This window comes from Paracoccus indicus, from assembly GCF_003056335.1.
GTDB classification, from domain to species: Bacteria; Pseudomonadota; Alphaproteobacteria; order Rhodobacterales; family Rhodobacteraceae; genus Paracoccus; species Paracoccus indicus.
Genome location: NZ_PYWA01000003.1, coordinates 248302 through 264421, shown reverse-complemented (window position 1 = coordinate 264421; position 16120 = coordinate 248302). Strand labels below are relative to the sequence as shown.

Here is a 16120-nt window from a genome sequence, read left to right as displayed (position 1 = left end):
CTCTCAAGACAGGCAGTCTATCATGCAAAAATCGCTCATCATCCGCCTTGGTGGCATCTCGGCTCTGGTTCTGGGCTTGGCCGCTTGCGACCCCAACATGCAGACCGGTCTGTCGCCGGACGCACAGCGCGCCGCAGGCGGTGCAGTTGCCGGTGCCGTCATCGCCAAGGCGCTTGACGAAGACATCGCGACCGGCGCGGCCCTTGGCGGTGCAGCCGGCGCGCTTTGCGACGACGCGGGCGTCTGCCAGCGCCGCTACTGATCCCTCCGGCCTAACTGGCGAACCATTCGGGCGGGGGCGGCGTTTCGTCCCTGCCTCTTTCAAGACAGGATCTGACACATGTCCAAGACATTTGCCGTTGCTGCCGTTCTCAGCGCCTTGGCGCTGGCTGGTTGCACCCAGAACATCCAGCCGACCGACGTCGATCGCGCGGCCATCGGCGCCGCAGCCGGCGCCACGATCGCCAAGGTCGGCGGTCGCAAGGAAAGCGACATCTACAAGGCTGCTGCCATCGGCGCGGCCGGTGGTGCGCTGTGCAACGACGTCCGCCTCTGCCAATAACACCCTGATCCGCGCCTCGGCGCGATCTGCACTGATTGCCGTCCAAAGCCATGCTTTGGGCGGCTTTTTCATGTTCCGTCCTGGGAGGAGCCCATGTTCAAGAAGATCCTGATCGCAAACCGGGGCGAGATCGCATGCCGTGTCATCAAGACCGCCCGCAAGATGGGCATCGCCACGGTGGCGGTCTATTCCGACGCTGACCGCAATGCGCTGCACGTCAAGATGGCGGATGAGGCGATCCATATCGGCCCCGCGCCCGCCAACCAGTCCTATATCGTGATCGACAAGATCATGGATGCGATCCGCCAGTCGGGGGCCGAGGCGGTCCACCCCGGATACGGCTTCCTGTCGGAGAACCGCAAGTTCGCCGAGGCGCTGGAGGCCGAGGGCGTCGTCTTCATCGGCCCGCCCTCAGGCGCGATCGAATCGATGGGCGACAAGATCACCTCGAAGAAGCTGGCGCAGGAGGCGGGCGTCAGCACGGTACCCGGATACATGGGCCTGATCGCCGATGCCGATGAGGCCGCGAAGATTAGCGACCAGATCGGCTATCCGGTGATGATCAAGGCCAGCGCCGGGGGCGGCGGCAAGGGCATGCGGATCGCATGGAACGCCGGTGAGGCCCGCGAAGGGTTCGAAAGCTCGAAGTCCGAAGCCGCCAACAGCTTCGGCGACGACCGCATCTTCATTGAGAAATTCGTCACCCAGCCCCGCCATATCGAGATCCAGGTCCTGGCCGACAGCCATGGCAACGCCGTCTATCTGCACGAACGCGAATGTTCGATCCAGCGGCGCAACCAGAAGGTCATCGAGGAAGCACCCTCGCCCTTCCTGGAAGAAGCGACACGCCGTGCGATGGGTGAACAGGCCGTCGCCCTGGCAAAGGCCGTCGGCTATACCAGCGCGGGCACGGTCGAATTCATCGTCGATGGCGACCGCAACTTCTATTTTCTGGAAATGAACACGCGACTTCAGGTCGAACATCCGGTGACAGAACTGATCACCGGCGTCGATCTGGTCGAACAAATGATCCGCGTGGCCGCAGGCGACCCCCTGCCCTTTGAGCAGTCGGACCTGAAGATCAACGGTTGGGCAATGGAAAGCAGGCTCTATGCCGAAGACCCCTATCGCAACTTCCTGCCCTCGATCGGCCGACTGACGCGGTACCGCCCCCCCGCCGAAATCGCCGCCGGTCCGATGGTCACCAGTGGCAAATGGCTGGCACAGGGCACCGCGTATGGCGAAACCGCCGTCCGCAACGATACCGGTGTCTACGAGGGCGGCGAGATCAGCATGTTCTATGACCCGATGATCGCCAAGCTGTGCACCTGGGCCCCCACCCGCGCGCAGGCAATTCAGGCGATGCGCGTCGCGCTGGATGAATTCGAGGTCGAGGGCATCGGCCACAACCTGCCCTTCCTGTCGGCGGTGATGGATCACCCCAAGTTCGCATCCGGCGACATCACCACCGCCTTCATCGCCGAGGAATATCCCGACGGCTTCCAAGGCGCGCAGTTGGACGCCGATGCGCTGGAACGCATCGCCGCCGCCGCCGCTGCCATGCATCGCGTCTCCGAGATCCGCGACACGCGCATCAGCGGCCGGCTTGGCAACCACGAACGTCGTGTCGGTGAACATTGGGTCGTCTTTGCGGCTGACCAGGAATGGCAGGTCAGGATCGTTGCCGACAGCGATGGCGCCGATGTCCACATCAACGATCGTCGCATCCGGATCGAGAGCGACTGGCGCCCCGGCCAGTCCTTGGCGCAGCTCGAGGTTGAAGGCCAGCGGATGGTCCTGAAGGTCGACAAAATCGCGGCGGGCTTCCGCATCCGCAGCCGTGGCGCCGACCTTAGGGTCTATGTCCGCCGTCCGAAGGCCGCCGAACTGGCCCGTCTGATGCCGAAGAAGCAGGCGGCGGATACCTCGAAGTTCCTGCTTTGCCCGATGCCGGGGCTGGTCGTCAGGATCAATGCGACCGTTGGCGACGAGGTGCAGGAGGGGCAGCCCCTTGCCACCGTCGAAGCGATGAAGATGGAAAACATCCTGCGGGCCGAACGGAAGGGCGTGGTGAAATCCGTGAATGCCGCCCCCGGCGAAAGCCTGCGTGTCGACGACGTCATCATGGAGTTCGAATGATCAAAGCCCCCGCATCATGTCTGCCCCCCACGTCTGCCACACCGTCAGGTGCGGCCCGGGGCGGCGATGCCGGGTGTCATCCGTCGGCTTCACGCTGTCGCATGGGCATGCTGTCGATCAGGCTGATGATCTGCGCAGGATCGACCAGCGTCGTCTGCGACAGCTTGACCCTGCCGTCCTTGCCGATCAGCAGCACCGCGAAACCCGTTCCGACCCTGTCGCGAACATCGGCAGCGCCCGGACCTTCGGTCAGGACCACGACCTGGCGTTCGACCAACGCGGGTGTTTCGGTGCGCAGGGCGTCCAGTTGCGCCTCGACCTCGGGGCCGTCGCCCAGCACGACCACGGGCCGCGCCGTCCATCGCAGATCGTCCAGCGTGCCGGTTTCGATCGGGGTGATCCGTAGGGTGGTCGCCCCGCTACGCATGGTGTCGGCGGGGGACATCACAGGGGCGGACGCCAAAAGCAGCGCGGTAAGACAGGCCTGTCGCATCGAATTCTCCTATGGCTTGCAGATAGGACGCCCCAGTTCGCGCAACAGTTCCCGCCGAGGCTGCCATGCCGCCGCTTGACGCCTATCTTAGCCCGCAATCTCAGCAGGCGGTGATCGCGGGGCTGTTCCTGTCATTCGGTTGGGTAGTGGTGGCGGCCCAGACCCGTCGCCGCGACGCCCGCCTGCGCCGTGAACGCGAGACCGACATCCAGCGCGCCCTTCTGGCCGAGATCCGCGCCCACGTCGTGGCGCTGGAACAGCAGACGCCCACGGCCAGCGATGCTGCAGTCTTGATCGCCCGCATCCGATCGGGCGATTTCGTGCCCACGCTGTCGTCGCAGGCGAACGACCGCATCTTTGCCGCCGTGATCAGCGAATTGCACATCCTGCCCGCACCGGTGATCGATCCGATTGTGCTGTATTACAGGCTGCTGTCGATCATGGAGGCGCTGGCCGGCGATCTGCGACGGATCGCGCGGCGCGACGGCGAACGTGCGGCGCAGATGATGGGGGACTATCTGTCGCTGATGGCCGAGACGCGGGATTGCGGCATCCATGCCATTCGCGTCCTGACCGAGTGCCTGCGGCACGGGCCCGAAGCCGTGGAACAGATGCTGGATGCGGATGATGCTGAAGCCTTGGCGATGATCGCCCGCCAGCTTCCCGATGAGCTGGCGCAGATGCGTGGTCGTCTGGACGCCGTCAATAGCCGATCTTCGGACCCGAGAGGCCGGTGATGGGACGCAATCCGATAGCACGCACGATCTCATTGGCGCGGCTCAGCACGGGCTTCTTAACCTCGGGGCGGGCGGTCTGTTCGGGGCGGCGTTCAGGCGTCGCCTGCGTCTTGGCGACGGTCCGGATGGAACGATCCTTGCGTGGTTCTGCCATGATAGACCCCCTGCTTGGCGCGGATAATCCGCGACTGTTGCCTTATGATATAAGAAACGCACCGCATTTCCACAAGTTTCCTGTGCCCGATCACCGCGATACGCTGCCGCGCCCGATTTCCTGTCGCCGCAGCGGCAGACGGTCGATGGCGCGGCCGATCTCGCGCACGTCCCAAGGCGAGGGCCTGCGGATCTTGATCTGCCCGTCCTTGTCGATCAGCACCAGCGAAAACCCCCGAGGATGCAGGCTGCGCCGCCAGATGCTGTCGGCTGCTGGATCGGCGTCAAGGATCACCACCGCGTCACGCACCGCCAAGGCCGCAGCACCGCGGCGCAAGGCCTCGACCTGTTCGATGAAGGCCGGGTCGCCCTCGGTATCGGCAAAAACCACGATGGGGCGGCTGTTCCACAGGAAATCATCGGGGGTGGCATCATCTGCGGACAGGAAGCTGACCTCGGGCGGGACGATGCTGGCAGGATCCTCGGGCTCGACGCTGGTCTGCGCGATGGGCGGCAGGCGTGCGGGGTTCGGTCGAACGGCGGTTTCGGGGTTCGGGACGTCGGGCGGCGGCGCATCGCGCCCGGGGCCCATGGCCGACAGGGCCATCACGAAAAACAGGAATTTCAACTTCATCGGCACCTCGTCTTCCCTTGAATATAGGGGCGAACGGGCCGCGGGAAAGGATGGATCATGACAAAACCCACGCTTCAGGACTGGCGGACCCTTGCCCAGAAGGAACTGAAAGGCCGTGATCCCGATGATCTGACATGGGACACGCTGGAAGGAATCCCGGTCAAACCGCTGTACACGCAGGAGGATGTGGATGGGCTGAACCACTTGGGCACCCTGCCCGGCATCGCGCCCTTCACCCGTGGTCCGCGTGCGACAATGTATGCAGGGCGTCCGTGGACAATCCGCCAGTATGCGGGCTTTTCCACGGCCGAGGAATCGAACGCCTTCTATCGCCGGGCGCTGGATGCGGGTCAGCAGGGCGTCTCGGTCGCCTTCGATCTGGCGACCCATCGCGGCTATGACAGCGACCATCCGCGGGTCGAGGGCGATGTCGGCAAGGCGGGCGTGGCCATCGACAGCGTCGAGGACATGAAGATCCTATTCGACGGCATCCCGCTGGACAAGGTGTCGGTGTCGATGACCATGAACGGCGCCGTCATCCCCATCCTGGCCAGCTTCATCGTCACGGGCGAGGAACAGGGCCACGACCGCGCCGTCCTGTCCGGCACCATCCAGAACGACATCCTGAAAGAGTTCATGGTGCGGAACACCTACATCTATCCGCCCGAACCCTCGATGCGGATCATCTCCGACATCATCGAGTTCACCAGCTTCGAGATGCCGCGCTTCAACAGCATCTCGATCTCGGGCTATCATATGCAAGAAGCGGGCGCGAACCTGGTGCAGGAGCTGGCCTATACCCTGGCCGACGGGCGCGAATACGTGCGCGCGGCCATCGCGGCGGGCATGGATGTCGATGCCTTCGCGGGGCGGCTGTCCTTCTTCTTCGCCATCGGCATGAACTTCTTCATGGAGATCGCCAAGCTGCGTGCCGCGCGCCTGTTGTGGCACCGCATCATGTCGGAATTCGGCGCGAAGAAGCCCGGCAGCCTGATGCTGCGGACGCATTGCCAGACCTCGGGCGTGTCGTTGCAGGAACAGGACCCCTACAACAACGTGGTCCGCACGGCCTATGAGGCGATGTCGGCAGCATTGGGCGGCACGCAGTCGCTGCACACCAACGCGCTGGACGAGGCCATCGCCCTGCCCACCGATTTCAGCGCCCGCATTGCGCGGAACACGCAGCTGATCCTGCAAGAGGAAACCGGCATCACCAATGTCGTCGATCCGCTGGCGGGCAGCTATTACATCGAAAGCCTGACCGCCGAGCTGGCCGAGAAGGCATGGGCCCTGATCGAGGAGGTCGAGGAAATGGGCGGCATGACCAAGGCCGTCGCATCGGGCATGCCCAAGCTGCGGATCGAGGAAACCGCCGCCCGTCGTCAGGCCCTGATCGACCGGGGCGAGGATGTGATCGTCGGCGTCAACAAGTACCGCAAGGACAAGGAAGACCCGATCGACATCCTGGACGTGGACAACGTCAAGGTCCGCGCCTCTCAGGTCGCGCGGCTGGAACGCATCCGCGCCACCCGCGATCAGGCCGCCTGCGATGCCGCGCTGGCCGAACTGACCCGCCGCGCCCGCGAGGGTGGCAACCTGCTGGAGGCAGCCGTCGAGGCCGCCCGCGCCCGTGCAACCGTCGGAGAGATCAGCATGGCCATGGAAGACGAATTCGGGCGTCACCGCGCCGAGGTTAAGACGCTGGCCGGCGTCTATGGCGCCGCCTATGAGGGCGACGAGGGCTTCGCCCAGATCCAGCGCGACGTGGAAACCTTCGCCGAGGAGGAAGGCCGCCGCCCCCGCATGCTGGTCGTCAAGATGGGTCAGGACGGCCACGACCGCGGCGCCAAGGTCATCGCCACGGCCTTCGCCGACATCGGCTTCGACGTCGACGTCGGCCCGTTGTTCCAGACCCCCGAGGAAGCCGCGCAGGACGCCGTGGACAACGACGTCCACGTGGTGGGCATCAGCAGCCAAGCCGCCGGTCACAAGACGCTGGCGCCTAAGCTGATCGAGGCGCTGAAGGCACAGGGTGCGGGCGACATTCTGGTCATCTGCGGCGGGGTCATCCCTCAGCAGGATTACGAGTTCCTGCAGAAGGCAGGGGTCAAGGCGATCTTCGGGCCGGGAACCAACATTCCCTCGGCCGCGGCGGATATCCTGAAGCTGATCCGCGCCAACCGCCCCTGATTGCGTCCCGCGATGGCCGGGGGCTTCGCACCCCCCGGCCCCCCTGCGTTATCACGCGTTTATGCCACCGGCAGGCGTTGTCTTGGGCGCGGTCGTGTGAAACCTTGGGGAAGCAATGGCAAGGACCTGACATGAGCGACGGACGCAACGGGGCGATCAAGCAGATCATCTGCATCAAATGGGGCACGAAGTTCGGGCCGGAATACGTAAACCGGCTGCATGCGATGGTGGCACGCAACATCACGCCGCCCTTCCGGCTGTTCTGTTTCACGGACGACGGCACGGGGCTGCACCCCGATGTGGCGGTCAGGCCACTGCCCGAGTTCGCCTATGACGCCCCTGTGCGGACCAAGGGAAAATGGCCCAAGTCGCGCCTTTGGGGGGATCTGGGCGATGTCACGGGCGTCGTGCTGTTCCTGGATCTGGACGTGATCGTCACGGGCAATCTGGACCCCTTTTTCGAATTTGGCGATCCAAATGACACCGTCCTAGGCCGCAATCCGAATACGCCGCTGGAGAAGATGGGCCAGACATCCGTCTATCGCATGACGGTGGGCAATCTTGCGCCGTTGCAGCAGATCTTCCGCGCCGATCCGCAGGGGACCGCCGATCAGTACAAATATGAACAGCGTTTCGTGACCCGCAATGCGCCGGGCGGCGTCAAGTTCTGGCCCAAGGGATGGCTAGCGCATTTCCGCTTCCACTGCATCCCGAACTTCCCGATGAACTATCTGCGCGAACCGCGTATCCCCAAGGGCACGCGCATCGTGATGTTCCCCGGCAACCTCAACCCGCCCGATGCCATCGCGGGCCGGTGGGACGAGGCCGACCCGATCCGCACCCCCGGTCAGCACCTGAAGGCGGCCTTCGCGTCCGACCGCCGCGAAAGCTTCCTGAAACATGTCCGCCATTATGTGCGCCCGACGGCATGGGTCGACAAGCTGTGGCGGGAATGAGCCATGGGCCTGCCCCGCGCCCCTGACCGCCTGCCCGACGAGATGGCGCTGGCCATCGGTCATGCCGTCGCCGCCTTCGGCTTTCTGGAGGAAGCGCTGAAACGCGCGATCTTCTCCCTCACGCGCAAGGGCCTTGGACAGGACGCCAGCGAGGCCGCGTTGCAGGCGTGGCTGCAGCGGATGGAAGATATCGCCGATGACACCCTGGGGACGCTGATCGACAGCTTCGTCGCCTCGGCCAAGGGGGCCGAGGATCTGGACGTTCTGGCCCGCGACCTGCGACGATTGCGGGTGCTGCGGAACCTGCTGTGCCATGCCTCGTGGCGGCCGGGCGAGCGGCCCGGCATGTGGCACCCGACCTTCATCAACACGCGCGGCGAACGCCATCCCGACGATATGGCGGCCGAGGACGTCACCCAGATCCGCGACGACACGCTGTCGGCAGCGCGGCGCGTCGTCCGCATCATGCGTGCGACCGGCATCGAGGGGCAATGGGCCGGCATGGCTGATGTGACGCCCTGAGCCGACCCTGCGACGACCGTGACATTTTCGGCGCGTGTCACCTGCCAGATCGGGTGTGATGCGCATCAGGACCCTTTTCACGCGTTGCAGAACGGGCCGTCACAGGCTAACACCCGCGAAATCAAAGACGAGAGGCACTCATGTCGTCCCCCCTCCGCCTTGGCATCGCCGGGCTTGGCACCGTCGGGATCGGTGTCGTCAAGATCATTCAGAAGCATGCCGACATGCTGGCCAAACGGTCCGGCCGAGAGGTTTGCATCACCGCCGTTTCGGCCCGCGACCGGATGAAGAACCGCGATGCGGATCTGTCCGCCTATCGGTGGGAAACCGACCCCATGGCCGTGGCGACCGCCGATGACGTCGATGTCTTCGTCGAGCTGGTTGGCGGCGACGAGGGCGTAGCCCGCGACACGATTGAGGCCGCGCTGCGGTCCGGCAAGGATGTCGTCACCGCCAACAAGGCGCTGCTGGCGATGCATGGCCATGAACTGGCACAACTGGCAGAAAGCACCGGCCAAGTGATCCGCTTCGAGGCGGCGGTCGCAGGCGGCATTCCCGTTATCAAGACGATGACCGAATCCATGGCCGGCAACCGGATCAACCGTGTCATGGGCGTCATGAACGGCACCTGCAACTATATCCTGACACGGATGGAAAGCGCCGGACTGCCCTATGAGGCCGTCTTCGAGGAAGCCCGCCAGCTGGGATATCTCGAGGCCGATCCGAACCTCGATGTCGGGGGCATCGATGCAGGCCACAAGCTGGCGATCCTGTCGTCGATCGCATTCGGCACGCAGGTCAGCTTTGCCGACGTCGAGATCGAGGGCATCGAGCGCATCAGCATCGACGACATCCGCCGCGCCTCGGACATGGGATACCGGATCAAACTGCTGGGCATTGCACAGATGACCGCACGTGGGCTGGAACAGCGCATGTCGCCCTGCCTGGTCCCCGCGGACAGCCCCTTGGGGCAGCTGGTCGGTGGCACCAACATGGTCGTCATCGAAGGCGATGCCGTCGGCCAGATCGTCCTGCGCGGCGCCGGTGCGGGCGAAGGTCCGACCGCCAGTGCGGTGCTTTCGGATATCGTCGAGATCGCGCGCGGCGTCCGCCTGCCGGTCTTCGGCCAACCCGCCGGTGAGCTGAAGGCCGCCCTGCCCGCCCGCACGGCCGTGCCCGCAGCCTATTACATCCGGCTTGAACTGCAGGACAAACCTGGCGCCTTGGCCAAGGTTGCGACGGTCCTGGGCGATGCCGGCATCTCGATCGACCGGATGCGTCAATACGGACAGCATACGCCGGCCAGCGTGCCGGTGCTGGTAGTCACCCACAAGACCACCCCCGAGGCTATCGATTTCGCCATCGAGGCCCTGCCGCGGACCGGTGTTCTGGTCAGCGACCCGGTTGAACTACGGATCGAGGAAGTCTGAACCGAAGGGGGCCACGGCGGCCCCCTTTTCAAGTCTGCAGAATCACCTGTTCCGCCTTTCAATCGCAGGTAGATACGTGGAAGCTGCATTCTTCAAATGATTGCGCAGGGACAGACAGACGCCCGCTAGATCGCGTAGCGTCATGATGTGCAGGTCGATGGCCATCAGCTATCAACAAGCGGGTTGTTCTGAAACGACAAATCGCTCAAGCGATCCCGCGCGGGGTTCGCCTGATCCGCAGCCGTGTAACGTGGTCAATAAAACCTTAATCAAAGGCTCATGGCCGCAGCGATCCGGCGGGTCGATAGACGGGGATATTCCTTAACGCCCTGTCATCGAAAGGCACGTTCATGAGTATCCCGCTTGGCAACCAGCATCTGTCACTTTTCGGCGTCCGGCCCTTGGTCGCACAGGACCTGACTGCGGATCAACGCAACATCTTTCAACGGCCCATAACCGTAGCTGCCGAAGGCGTGACCGAGGTGGCCGAAGGCAGATCCTCGAACGGCGCAAGCGGTGAATCCTCTGCGGAATGGCTTCGCAAGGCCGAAACATATCGCAGCAGCGCCAAAGCGGGACAGCAGGCAGAGGCCGTGCAAGTGGAACCGGTACAAGATGGGACGCAATCCGCGCCCGTGCAGGCCGTGGCGGCGGAACCCGAAGACTATGCCCCCACGGCACCCGAGCCGATTGCGGCAACCCCCGCGCCCCAGCCTCAGCCAGCGCCCGCCAGTCCGACGCCCCCGCGGTGGGGTTGGCTGGGAAAGCTGTTCGGCGGCTGAGGCATGAAAAAACGGGGCCGCGTCTGCGACCCCGTTTCCCCGAGTTTGCGGTCTGGCCTCAGTGCTTGGCTGCTTCCAGTGCCGCAACGCCGGGCAGAACCTTGCCTTCCATCCATTCGAGGAAGGCACCGCCCGCCGTCGAGATGAAGGTGAAGTCCTGCGCCGCGCCCGCCTTGTTCAGCGCCGAGACGGTGTCGCCACCACCCGCAACCGAAACCAACAGGCCGTTGCGCGTCAGTTCGGCGGCAACCTGCGCGGCGGCATTGGTGGCCGCATCGAAGGGCTCGATCTCAAAGGCACCAAGCGGGCCGTTCCAGATCAGTGTCTTGCAGGCGGTCATCGCCTCGCGCAGTGCCTCGACGGTCTGGGGGCCGGCATCCAGGATCATCGCGTCGGCGGGGCATTCCGCAACCGGCAGCGTCTCGCTGGCGGCACCCGCCTTGAATTCGCGTGCGACCACGATGTCGACCGGCAGGTGGATCTTGCAGCCGGTCTGATCGGCCTTTTCCAGGATCGCCTTGGCGGTATCGGCCATGTCGCGTTCGGCCAGCGACTTGCCGACCTCGATGCCCTGAGCGACCAGGAAGGTGTTGGCCATGCCGCCGCCGATGACCAGGTGGTCGACCTTGTCGATCAGGTTCATCAGCAGGTCCAGCTTCGAGGACACCTTGGCACCGCCGACCACGGCCATGACCGGACGCTGCGGATCGCCAAGCGCGGCTTCCAGCGCCAACAGCTCGGCCTCCATCAGGCGACCTGCGCCCGCGTTCAGCAGACGGGCCAGCCCCTCGGTCGAGGCATGGGCGCGGTGGGACGCGGAAAACGCGTCGTTGATATAGGCACCGCCAAGCGCCGCCAGCGATGCGGCGAAGGTCGCGTCGTTGGTCTCCTCACCCTCGTGGAAGCGGGTGTTTTCCAGCAGCGCGATCTGGCCGGGTTCAAGCGCGGCGACGACGCGCTTGGCGGGACCGCCGATGCAATCGTCGGCAAAGACGACGGGCTGGTCCAAGGCCGCTTCCAGCGCCGGGACGATCTGCTTCAGGCTCATGCCCTCGACCCGCTTGCCCTTGGGGCGGTCGAAATGGGCCAGCAGAACGGGAATGCCGCCCTTGGACTGGATGTCCTTGACGGTCGGCACGATCTTGTCGATGCGCGTGGTGTCGGTCACCTGACCGTTTTCCACGGGCACGTTCACGTCGACCCGGGTCAGGACGATCTTCCCATCAAGATCCATGTCGTCGAGCGTGTTGAACTTGGCCATGAGGCGTCCTTTCGGGCTGTGCGCGTTGTCTTGGCTTGTCCCCGATGGCGGGCGTAACGTCAACTGTGGCGATCACCGTGCTTGTGCAGCTTCCCGCTTGCCGGGCATCTGCAATGGCCGCGTCACGGTTTCGCGCGTTGCCCTTGGGCCGGACAATGCCTAGATCAGGTGTCGAACATGCCAAAGGAGGGCCTCATGGCCGACTACAAAGACCCCGAGAATACCATCATCATCACCCTCAAGGACGGCCCCGTCGTCATCGAGCTGCTGAACGATGTCGCCCCCAAGCATGCCGAGCGTATGAAGGAACTGGCCCGCGCCGGTGCCTATGACAACGTCGCATTCCACCGCGTGATCGACGGCTTCATGGCGCAGACCGGCGATGTCGCCAATGCGAACATGGAAAAGGACTACAACCCCGGCCGCGCAGGCACCGGCGGATCGGACAAGCCCGACCTTCCTGCCGAGTTCAGCAAGCTGCCGCACGACCGCGGCACCATCGGCGCCGCACGTTCGGCCAACCCGAACAGTGCCAACAGCCAGTTCTTCATCAACTTCAACGACAACCACTTCCTGAACGGTCAGTACACGGTCTATGGCCGCGTGATCTCGGGGATGGAGCATGTCGACAAGATCCAGCGCGGCGAGCCGCCGGTGAACCCCGACCGCATGATCTCGGTCAAGGTGGCCGCAGATGCGTAACCTGACCCTGATCCCCGCCTTCGTCGCGCTTGGTGCCGGATCGGCGCTGGCGCAGGCCGCCAACCCGCAGGTCGAGGATACCGACGGCCCGAACATGGTCATCGAGGTGGCCGACGCCGCCGGCGAATCCAAGGGCACCATCGTCCTGGACCTTCGCGAGGACCTGGCCCCGAACCACGTCGCCCGCCTGGTCGAGCTGACCAAGGAAGGCGCCTATGACGGCGTGGTCTTCCACCGCGTCATCGAGGGCTTCATGGCTCAGACCGGCGACGTTCAGAACGGCAAGCAGGGCGAAGACACCGCCAATGCCGGGATGGGCGGTTCGGACAAGCCCGACCTCGAGGCCGAGTTCACCGAAGCCGAATTCGACCGCGGCACCGTCGGCATGGCCCGCGCCATGGACCCCAACAGCGCGAACAGCCAGTTCTTCATCGACCTGGCCCCCGCCCCCTTCCTGAACGGCGAATATACCGTCGTCGGTCAGCTGATTGATGGCTGGGACGTGCTGGACGCCATCAAGAAGGGCGACAGCGCGGCCAATGGGTCGGTGACGGAACCCGACTACATGATGAAGGTGACCATCGCCGAAGAAGAAGAAGGCGAAGACGCCTGATCTGACAGGGAAAGGGGGCCTCGGCCCCCTTTTTCGCACTTGCGGCACAGCCGCGGCGGGGCCATGCTGCCGCGCAATGAACACGCAGGAACTCTCAGAGGCGACGCTGATCACCCCCTCGGGGCGGATCGACCGGGCACGCCACGGCTGGCGGGCGAAATGCCTGCAAAGGCTGGTACGCATGGACCTGCCCGTGCCGCGCAGCTTTGCCATCTGCTGCAACACCGTCCGCCTGATCGCCCAAGGGCGCAGCATCCGCCCCGAAGTGCTGGACGACATCCTGTCGGGCAGCGGGCTGGTCAGCGTGCGCCCCTCGGCGGTGATGCCCGAATGGGGCGGGCCGGGGACGGTGCTGAATGTCGGCATCAACGATGAACTGCACGCCAAGCTTGCGGAACAGATCGGACAGGCCAACGCCGATGCCGTCTATCTGTCCTTCGTGCAAAGCTATGCCATCCATATCGCGCGACTGGACCCCGACATGTTCACGCAGGACGGCCCCGACGCCCTGGCGCAGGCCCTGCGCAGCTATCGCGACGAAATGGACGCCCCCTTCCCCCAGGACCCGGCCGAGCAGCTGTCGCAGGTGCTGCGGTCCATGGCGCGGGCCTGGGACGGCCCCACGGCCCGCCTGCTGCGCCAGGCCAAGGGCGCACCCGCCGATGCCCCGCTTGGTCTGGTGGTGCAGGAGATGGCCTTGGCGCTTGGGCCGGGGCTGTGCGGGTCTGGCTCGATCCAGTTCATCGATCCGGTGACCGGCACCCCGCGCGTGACGGGTCGTTTCCGTGGCCAACATCATGGCGGCGCCATCGGCGTGGGTGCCGAGACGATGTATCTGACCCGCGACGACCGCGGCCCCGCGTTGGAAGAGACCGCCCCCGACATCTTTGCGACCCTCTGCGAATTCGGCGCGGCCTCGCGCAAGCGCCTGCGCGAGGAGATGCAGATCGAATTCGTCGTGACCGAGGGGCGCATCTCGGTCATCGACGCGGTGCGGGTGGCACGCGGATCGCGGGCTGGCGTGCGCATCGCCGTCAGCCTGGCCCGCGACGGCATCATCCCCCATGACGAGGCGCTGATGCGCGTCGAACCCCGCGCCTTGGCCGATCTGCTGCACCATCAGGTCGATCCGCGTGCCCCCCGCGACCTGATCGCGCGCGGCATCGATGCCAGCCCCGGCGCGGCAACCGGCTATCTGGTCTTTTCCGCCACCGCCGCACAGGCCGCCAATGCCCGCGGCGAGGCCTGCATCCTGGTCCGCCGCGAAACCGGCCCCGAGGATATTCGCGGCATGCATGCCTCGGTCGCGGTACTGACCGAAAGGGGCGGCACCACCAGCCATGCGGCGGTGATCGCGCGCGGGCTGGGCCTGCCCTGCATCGTGGGCGCCAGCGGCATCGCCGTCGATGCGCGCAACCGCACGCTGCGGGCCGGAGATCGCACCCTGAAGGAAGGCGAGGTCATCACCATCGACGGCAGCTCGGGTGAGGTGCTGGCAGGCAGCGCCGTCCTGCTGCCCCCCGCGCTGGACGACGCCTTCACGCAGCTGATGGATTGGGCGTCCCAGGCAGGCGGGCTGAAGGTCCGTGCCAATGCCGACACGCCCGAGGACGCCAAGACCGCCCGCCGCTTTCAGGCGCAGGGCATCGGACTGTGCCGGACGGAACATATGTTCTTCGACGCCGATCGCCTGCCCGCCATGCGCGAGATGATCTTTGCCGACAGTCCCGACGACCGCCGCCTGTCGCTGGAACGCATCCTGCCGATGCAGCGCAAGGATTTCAGCAGCCTGTTCGAGATCATGGCCGGTCTGCCCGTCACCATCCGCCTTTTCGACCCGCCGCTGCATGAATTCCTGCCCCAAGAACGCGAGGGTATGCGCGAACTGGCCGAATCGCTGGACCTGCCCCTTTCGGACGTCATTCGCCGGGTCGAGGCACTGACCGAGTTCAATCCCATGCTGGGCATGCGCGGCGTCCGCCTTGGGATCACCGTCCCCGAGATCTATGACATGCAGGCCCGCGCCATCTTCGAGGCGACGGTCGAGGCCAGTCGCAAGGGCGACCCCGTCGTCCCCGAGATCATGATCCCGCTGGTCAGCGCCATGCGCGAGGTGGAACTGGTCAAGACCCGCATCGACGCCGTCGCCGCCGCAGTGCGCAACGAAAGGCGGGCCGATTTCACCTATCGTCTTGGGGTAATGGTCGAAACGCCCCGCGCAGCGCTGCGGGCGGGCGATATCGCGGCGCATTCGGCGTTTCTGTCCTTCGGGACGAACGACCTGACGCAGATGACCTATGGCCTGTCGCGCGACGATGCGGGTCGTTTCATGGGCACCTATGTCGGTCAGGGCGTCTATGCCGAGGATCCGTTCCACGTTCTGGACGAAGACGGCGTGGGGGAACTGATCCTGACCGGCGTTCAACGCGCGCGCAGGCAATCGCCCGGCATCACCATCTCGGTCTGCGGCGAACACGGCGGCAATCCCGAATCCATCGCCTTCTGCCATGATGCCGGGGTGGATTACGTGTCCTGTTCGCCCTTCCGCGTACCGGTGGCCCGATTGGCTGCCGCCCAATCAGCGATACGCAGCCGGAACAGCCGCGAATCCCTGTGATTCTTCAACTTTCAGTTGAGCCAGTGCCACCGCCCCTCAGCGGCCATTTCGTCGGTTTGTGCTGAATCCTGCCGTTAGCCTGAAAATTCGGTGGCGGATTTCTGCCAGAAACGGCCGGATTTCCGCAGGTTCCGCGTCTCACGGGGATGTGGGCTGGCGTTGCCGGTCGCGAAAACCCTAAGTCCAGCGCCAGACCGCGCGTCCCCTTCAGTCTGCCCTGAAGCAAGCGCCTTAACGCCCTCTCAACGGGTGCCTGATATAGGACTGTTCATGCCCATGCTGCTGTCACGGCTGGCGCACGTCTGCTTTTGTGCCGCCACTGCCATACC

General features: G+C 65.0%; 16 protein-coding genes. 12 read left to right on the top strand and 4 right to left on the bottom strand.

Annotated elements, in window-relative coordinates; genetic code table 11:
- Window positions 1-22 precede the first annotated feature (22 nt).
- The 3 genes from DDE75_RS06580 (at window position 23) to DDE75_RS06570 (ending at window position 2701) form a co-directional block, all read left to right on the top strand.
- On the top strand, window positions 23-262 hold the full coding sequence (locus DDE75_RS06580; protein ID WP_108501576.1) for a hypothetical protein: 240 nt from the start codon (window positions 23-25) through the stop codon (window positions 260-262).
- Between the two features lie 78 nt (window positions 263-340).
- Window positions 341-562, top strand: coding sequence for a hypothetical protein (locus tag DDE75_RS06575; RefSeq protein ID WP_072296023.1), 222 nt, complete (start codon window positions 341-343; stop codon window positions 560-562).
- Window positions 563-655: 93 nt separating this feature from the next.
- Window positions 656-2701: an acetyl-CoA carboxylase biotin carboxylase subunit gene (locus DDE75_RS06570; RefSeq protein ID WP_108501575.1), complete on the top strand. Its 2046-nt coding sequence runs from the start codon at window positions 656-658 to the stop codon at window positions 2699-2701.
- Between the two features lie 76 nt (window positions 2702-2777).
- Here the strand turns inward: DDE75_RS06570 and DDE75_RS06565 are convergent, their stop codons facing one another.
- Window positions 2778-3146, bottom strand: a complete 369-nt coding sequence (locus DDE75_RS06565; protein WP_162798931.1) for a DUF4174 domain-containing protein — start codon at window positions 3144-3146, stop codon at window positions 2778-2780.
- A gap of 113 nt (window positions 3147-3259) precedes the next feature.
- Between DDE75_RS06565 and DDE75_RS06560 the strand changes: the two genes are divergently transcribed.
- Window positions 3260-3931, top strand: a complete 672-nt coding sequence (locus DDE75_RS06560; RefSeq protein ID WP_108501573.1) for a hypothetical protein — start codon at window positions 3260-3262, stop codon at window positions 3929-3931.
- On the opposite strand, the gene DDE75_RS17225 is transcribed toward DDE75_RS06560, so the two are convergent.
- Both DDE75_RS17225 and DDE75_RS06555 read right to left on the bottom strand, forming a co-directional pair.
- Entirely contained in the window at window positions 3897-4085 is a 189-nt protein-coding gene (locus DDE75_RS17225; protein ID WP_162798930.1) for a hypothetical protein, read from the bottom strand. The two genes, DDE75_RS06560 and DDE75_RS17225, sit on opposite strands and share 35 nt — an antisense overlap.
- A 90-nt stretch (window positions 4086-4175) precedes the next feature.
- The gene (locus DDE75_RS06555; RefSeq protein ID WP_108501572.1) at window positions 4176-4718 is read right to left on the bottom strand and encodes a DUF4174 domain-containing protein; all 543 of its coding nucleotides are present in this window, start codon (window positions 4716-4718) and stop codon (window positions 4176-4178) included.
- Between the two features lie 57 nt (window positions 4719-4775).
- Here DDE75_RS06555 and scpA point away from each other — a divergent pair, with 57 nt between their 5' ends.
- From scpA to DDE75_RS06530, 5 genes are all read left to right on the top strand, one after another.
- Entirely contained in the window at window positions 4776-6908 is a 2133-nt protein-coding gene (gene scpA, locus DDE75_RS06550; protein ID WP_108501571.1) for a methylmalonyl-CoA mutase, read from the top strand.
- A gap of 131 nt (window positions 6909-7039) precedes the next feature.
- Entirely contained in the window at window positions 7040-7864 is an 825-nt protein-coding gene (locus DDE75_RS06545; RefSeq protein ID WP_108501570.1) for a glycosyl transferase, read from the top strand.
- Window positions 7865-7867: 3 nt separating this feature from the next.
- The gene (locus tag DDE75_RS06540) at window positions 7868-8386 is read left to right on the top strand and encodes a hypothetical protein (RefSeq protein WP_108501569.1); all 519 of its coding nucleotides are present in this window, start codon (window positions 7868-7870) and stop codon (window positions 8384-8386) included.
- Window positions 8387-8526: 140 nt separating this feature from the next.
- The gene (locus DDE75_RS06535; protein WP_108501568.1) at window positions 8527-9816 is read left to right on the top strand and encodes a homoserine dehydrogenase; all 1290 of its coding nucleotides are present in this window, start codon (window positions 8527-8529) and stop codon (window positions 9814-9816) included.
- A 350-nt stretch (window positions 9817-10166) separates the two neighbouring features.
- Window positions 10167-10598 carry a hypothetical protein gene (locus tag DDE75_RS06530; RefSeq protein ID WP_108501567.1) on the top strand — a complete coding sequence of 144 codons (432 nt, stop codon included), beginning with the start codon at window positions 10167-10169 and terminating at the stop codon, window positions 10596-10598.
- Window positions 10599-10656: 58 nt separating this feature from the next.
- Here the strand turns inward: DDE75_RS06530 and DDE75_RS06525 are convergent, their stop codons facing one another.
- Entirely contained in the window at window positions 10657-11859 is a 1203-nt protein-coding gene (locus DDE75_RS06525) for a phosphoglycerate kinase (RefSeq protein WP_108501566.1), read from the bottom strand.
- Between the two features lie 195 nt (window positions 11860-12054).
- Here DDE75_RS06525 and DDE75_RS06520 point away from each other — a divergent pair, with 195 nt between their 5' ends.
- The 3 genes from DDE75_RS06520 (at window position 12055) to DDE75_RS06510 (ending at window position 15791) form a co-directional block, all read left to right on the top strand.
- On the top strand, window positions 12055-12561 hold the full coding sequence (locus DDE75_RS06520) for a peptidylprolyl isomerase (protein WP_108501565.1): 507 nt from the start codon (window positions 12055-12057) through the stop codon (window positions 12559-12561).
- The gene (locus DDE75_RS06515; protein WP_108501564.1) at window positions 12554-13174 is read left to right on the top strand and encodes a peptidylprolyl isomerase; all 621 of its coding nucleotides are present in this window, start codon (window positions 12554-12556) and stop codon (window positions 13172-13174) included. Before DDE75_RS06520 ends, DDE75_RS06515 begins: the two co-directional genes overlap by 8 nt.
- A gap of 76 nt (window positions 13175-13250) precedes the next feature.
- Entirely contained in the window at window positions 13251-15791 is a 2541-nt protein-coding gene (locus DDE75_RS06510; protein WP_108501563.1) for a putative PEP-binding protein, read from the top strand.
- Window positions 15792-16120: the final 329 nt, after the last annotated feature.

Bases quoted from the DNA above. Each gene is read 5' to 3' on its own strand.
- DDE75_RS06580 (WP_108501576.1), top strand. From the start codon at position 23: ATGCAAAAATCGCTCATCATCCGCCTTGGTGGCATCTCGGCTCTGGTT.
- DDE75_RS06575 (WP_072296023.1), top strand. From the start codon at position 341: ATGTCCAAGACATTTGCCGTTGCTGCCGTTCTCAGCGCCTTGGCGCTG.
- DDE75_RS06570 (WP_108501575.1), top strand. From the start codon at position 656: ATGTTCAAGAAGATCCTGATCGCAAACCGGGGCGAGATCGCATGCCGT.
- DDE75_RS06565 (WP_162798931.1), bottom strand. From the start codon at position 3,146: ATGTCCCCCGCCGACACCATGCGTAGCGGGGCGACCACCCTACGGATC.
- DDE75_RS06560 (WP_108501573.1), top strand. From the start codon at position 3,260: ATGCCGCCGCTTGACGCCTATCTTAGCCCGCAATCTCAGCAGGCGGTG.
- DDE75_RS17225 (WP_162798930.1), bottom strand. From the start codon at position 4,085: ATGGCAGAACCACGCAAGGATCGTTCCATCCGGACCGTCGCCAAGACG.
- DDE75_RS06555 (WP_108501572.1), bottom strand. From the start codon at position 4,718: ATGAAGTTGAAATTCCTGTTTTTCGTGATGGCCCTGTCGGCCATGGGC.
- scpA (WP_108501571.1), top strand. From the start codon at position 4,776: ATGACAAAACCCACGCTTCAGGACTGGCGGACCCTTGCCCAGAAGGAA.
- DDE75_RS06545 (WP_108501570.1), top strand. From the start codon at position 7,040: ATGAGCGACGGACGCAACGGGGCGATCAAGCAGATCATCTGCATCAAA.
- DDE75_RS06540 (WP_108501569.1), top strand. From the start codon at position 7,868: ATGGGCCTGCCCCGCGCCCCTGACCGCCTGCCCGACGAGATGGCGCTG.
- DDE75_RS06535 (WP_108501568.1), top strand. From the start codon at position 8,527: ATGTCGTCCCCCCTCCGCCTTGGCATCGCCGGGCTTGGCACCGTCGGG.
- DDE75_RS06530 (WP_108501567.1), top strand. From the start codon at position 10,167: ATGAGTATCCCGCTTGGCAACCAGCATCTGTCACTTTTCGGCGTCCGG.
- DDE75_RS06525 (WP_108501566.1), bottom strand. From the start codon at position 11,859: ATGGCCAAGTTCAACACGCTCGACGACATGGATCTTGATGGGAAGATC.
- DDE75_RS06520 (WP_108501565.1), top strand. From the start codon at position 12,055: ATGGCCGACTACAAAGACCCCGAGAATACCATCATCATCACCCTCAAG.
- DDE75_RS06515 (WP_108501564.1), top strand. From the start codon at position 12,554: ATGCGTAACCTGACCCTGATCCCCGCCTTCGTCGCGCTTGGTGCCGGA.
- DDE75_RS06510 (WP_108501563.1), top strand. From the start codon at position 13,251: ATGAACACGCAGGAACTCTCAGAGGCGACGCTGATCACCCCCTCGGGG.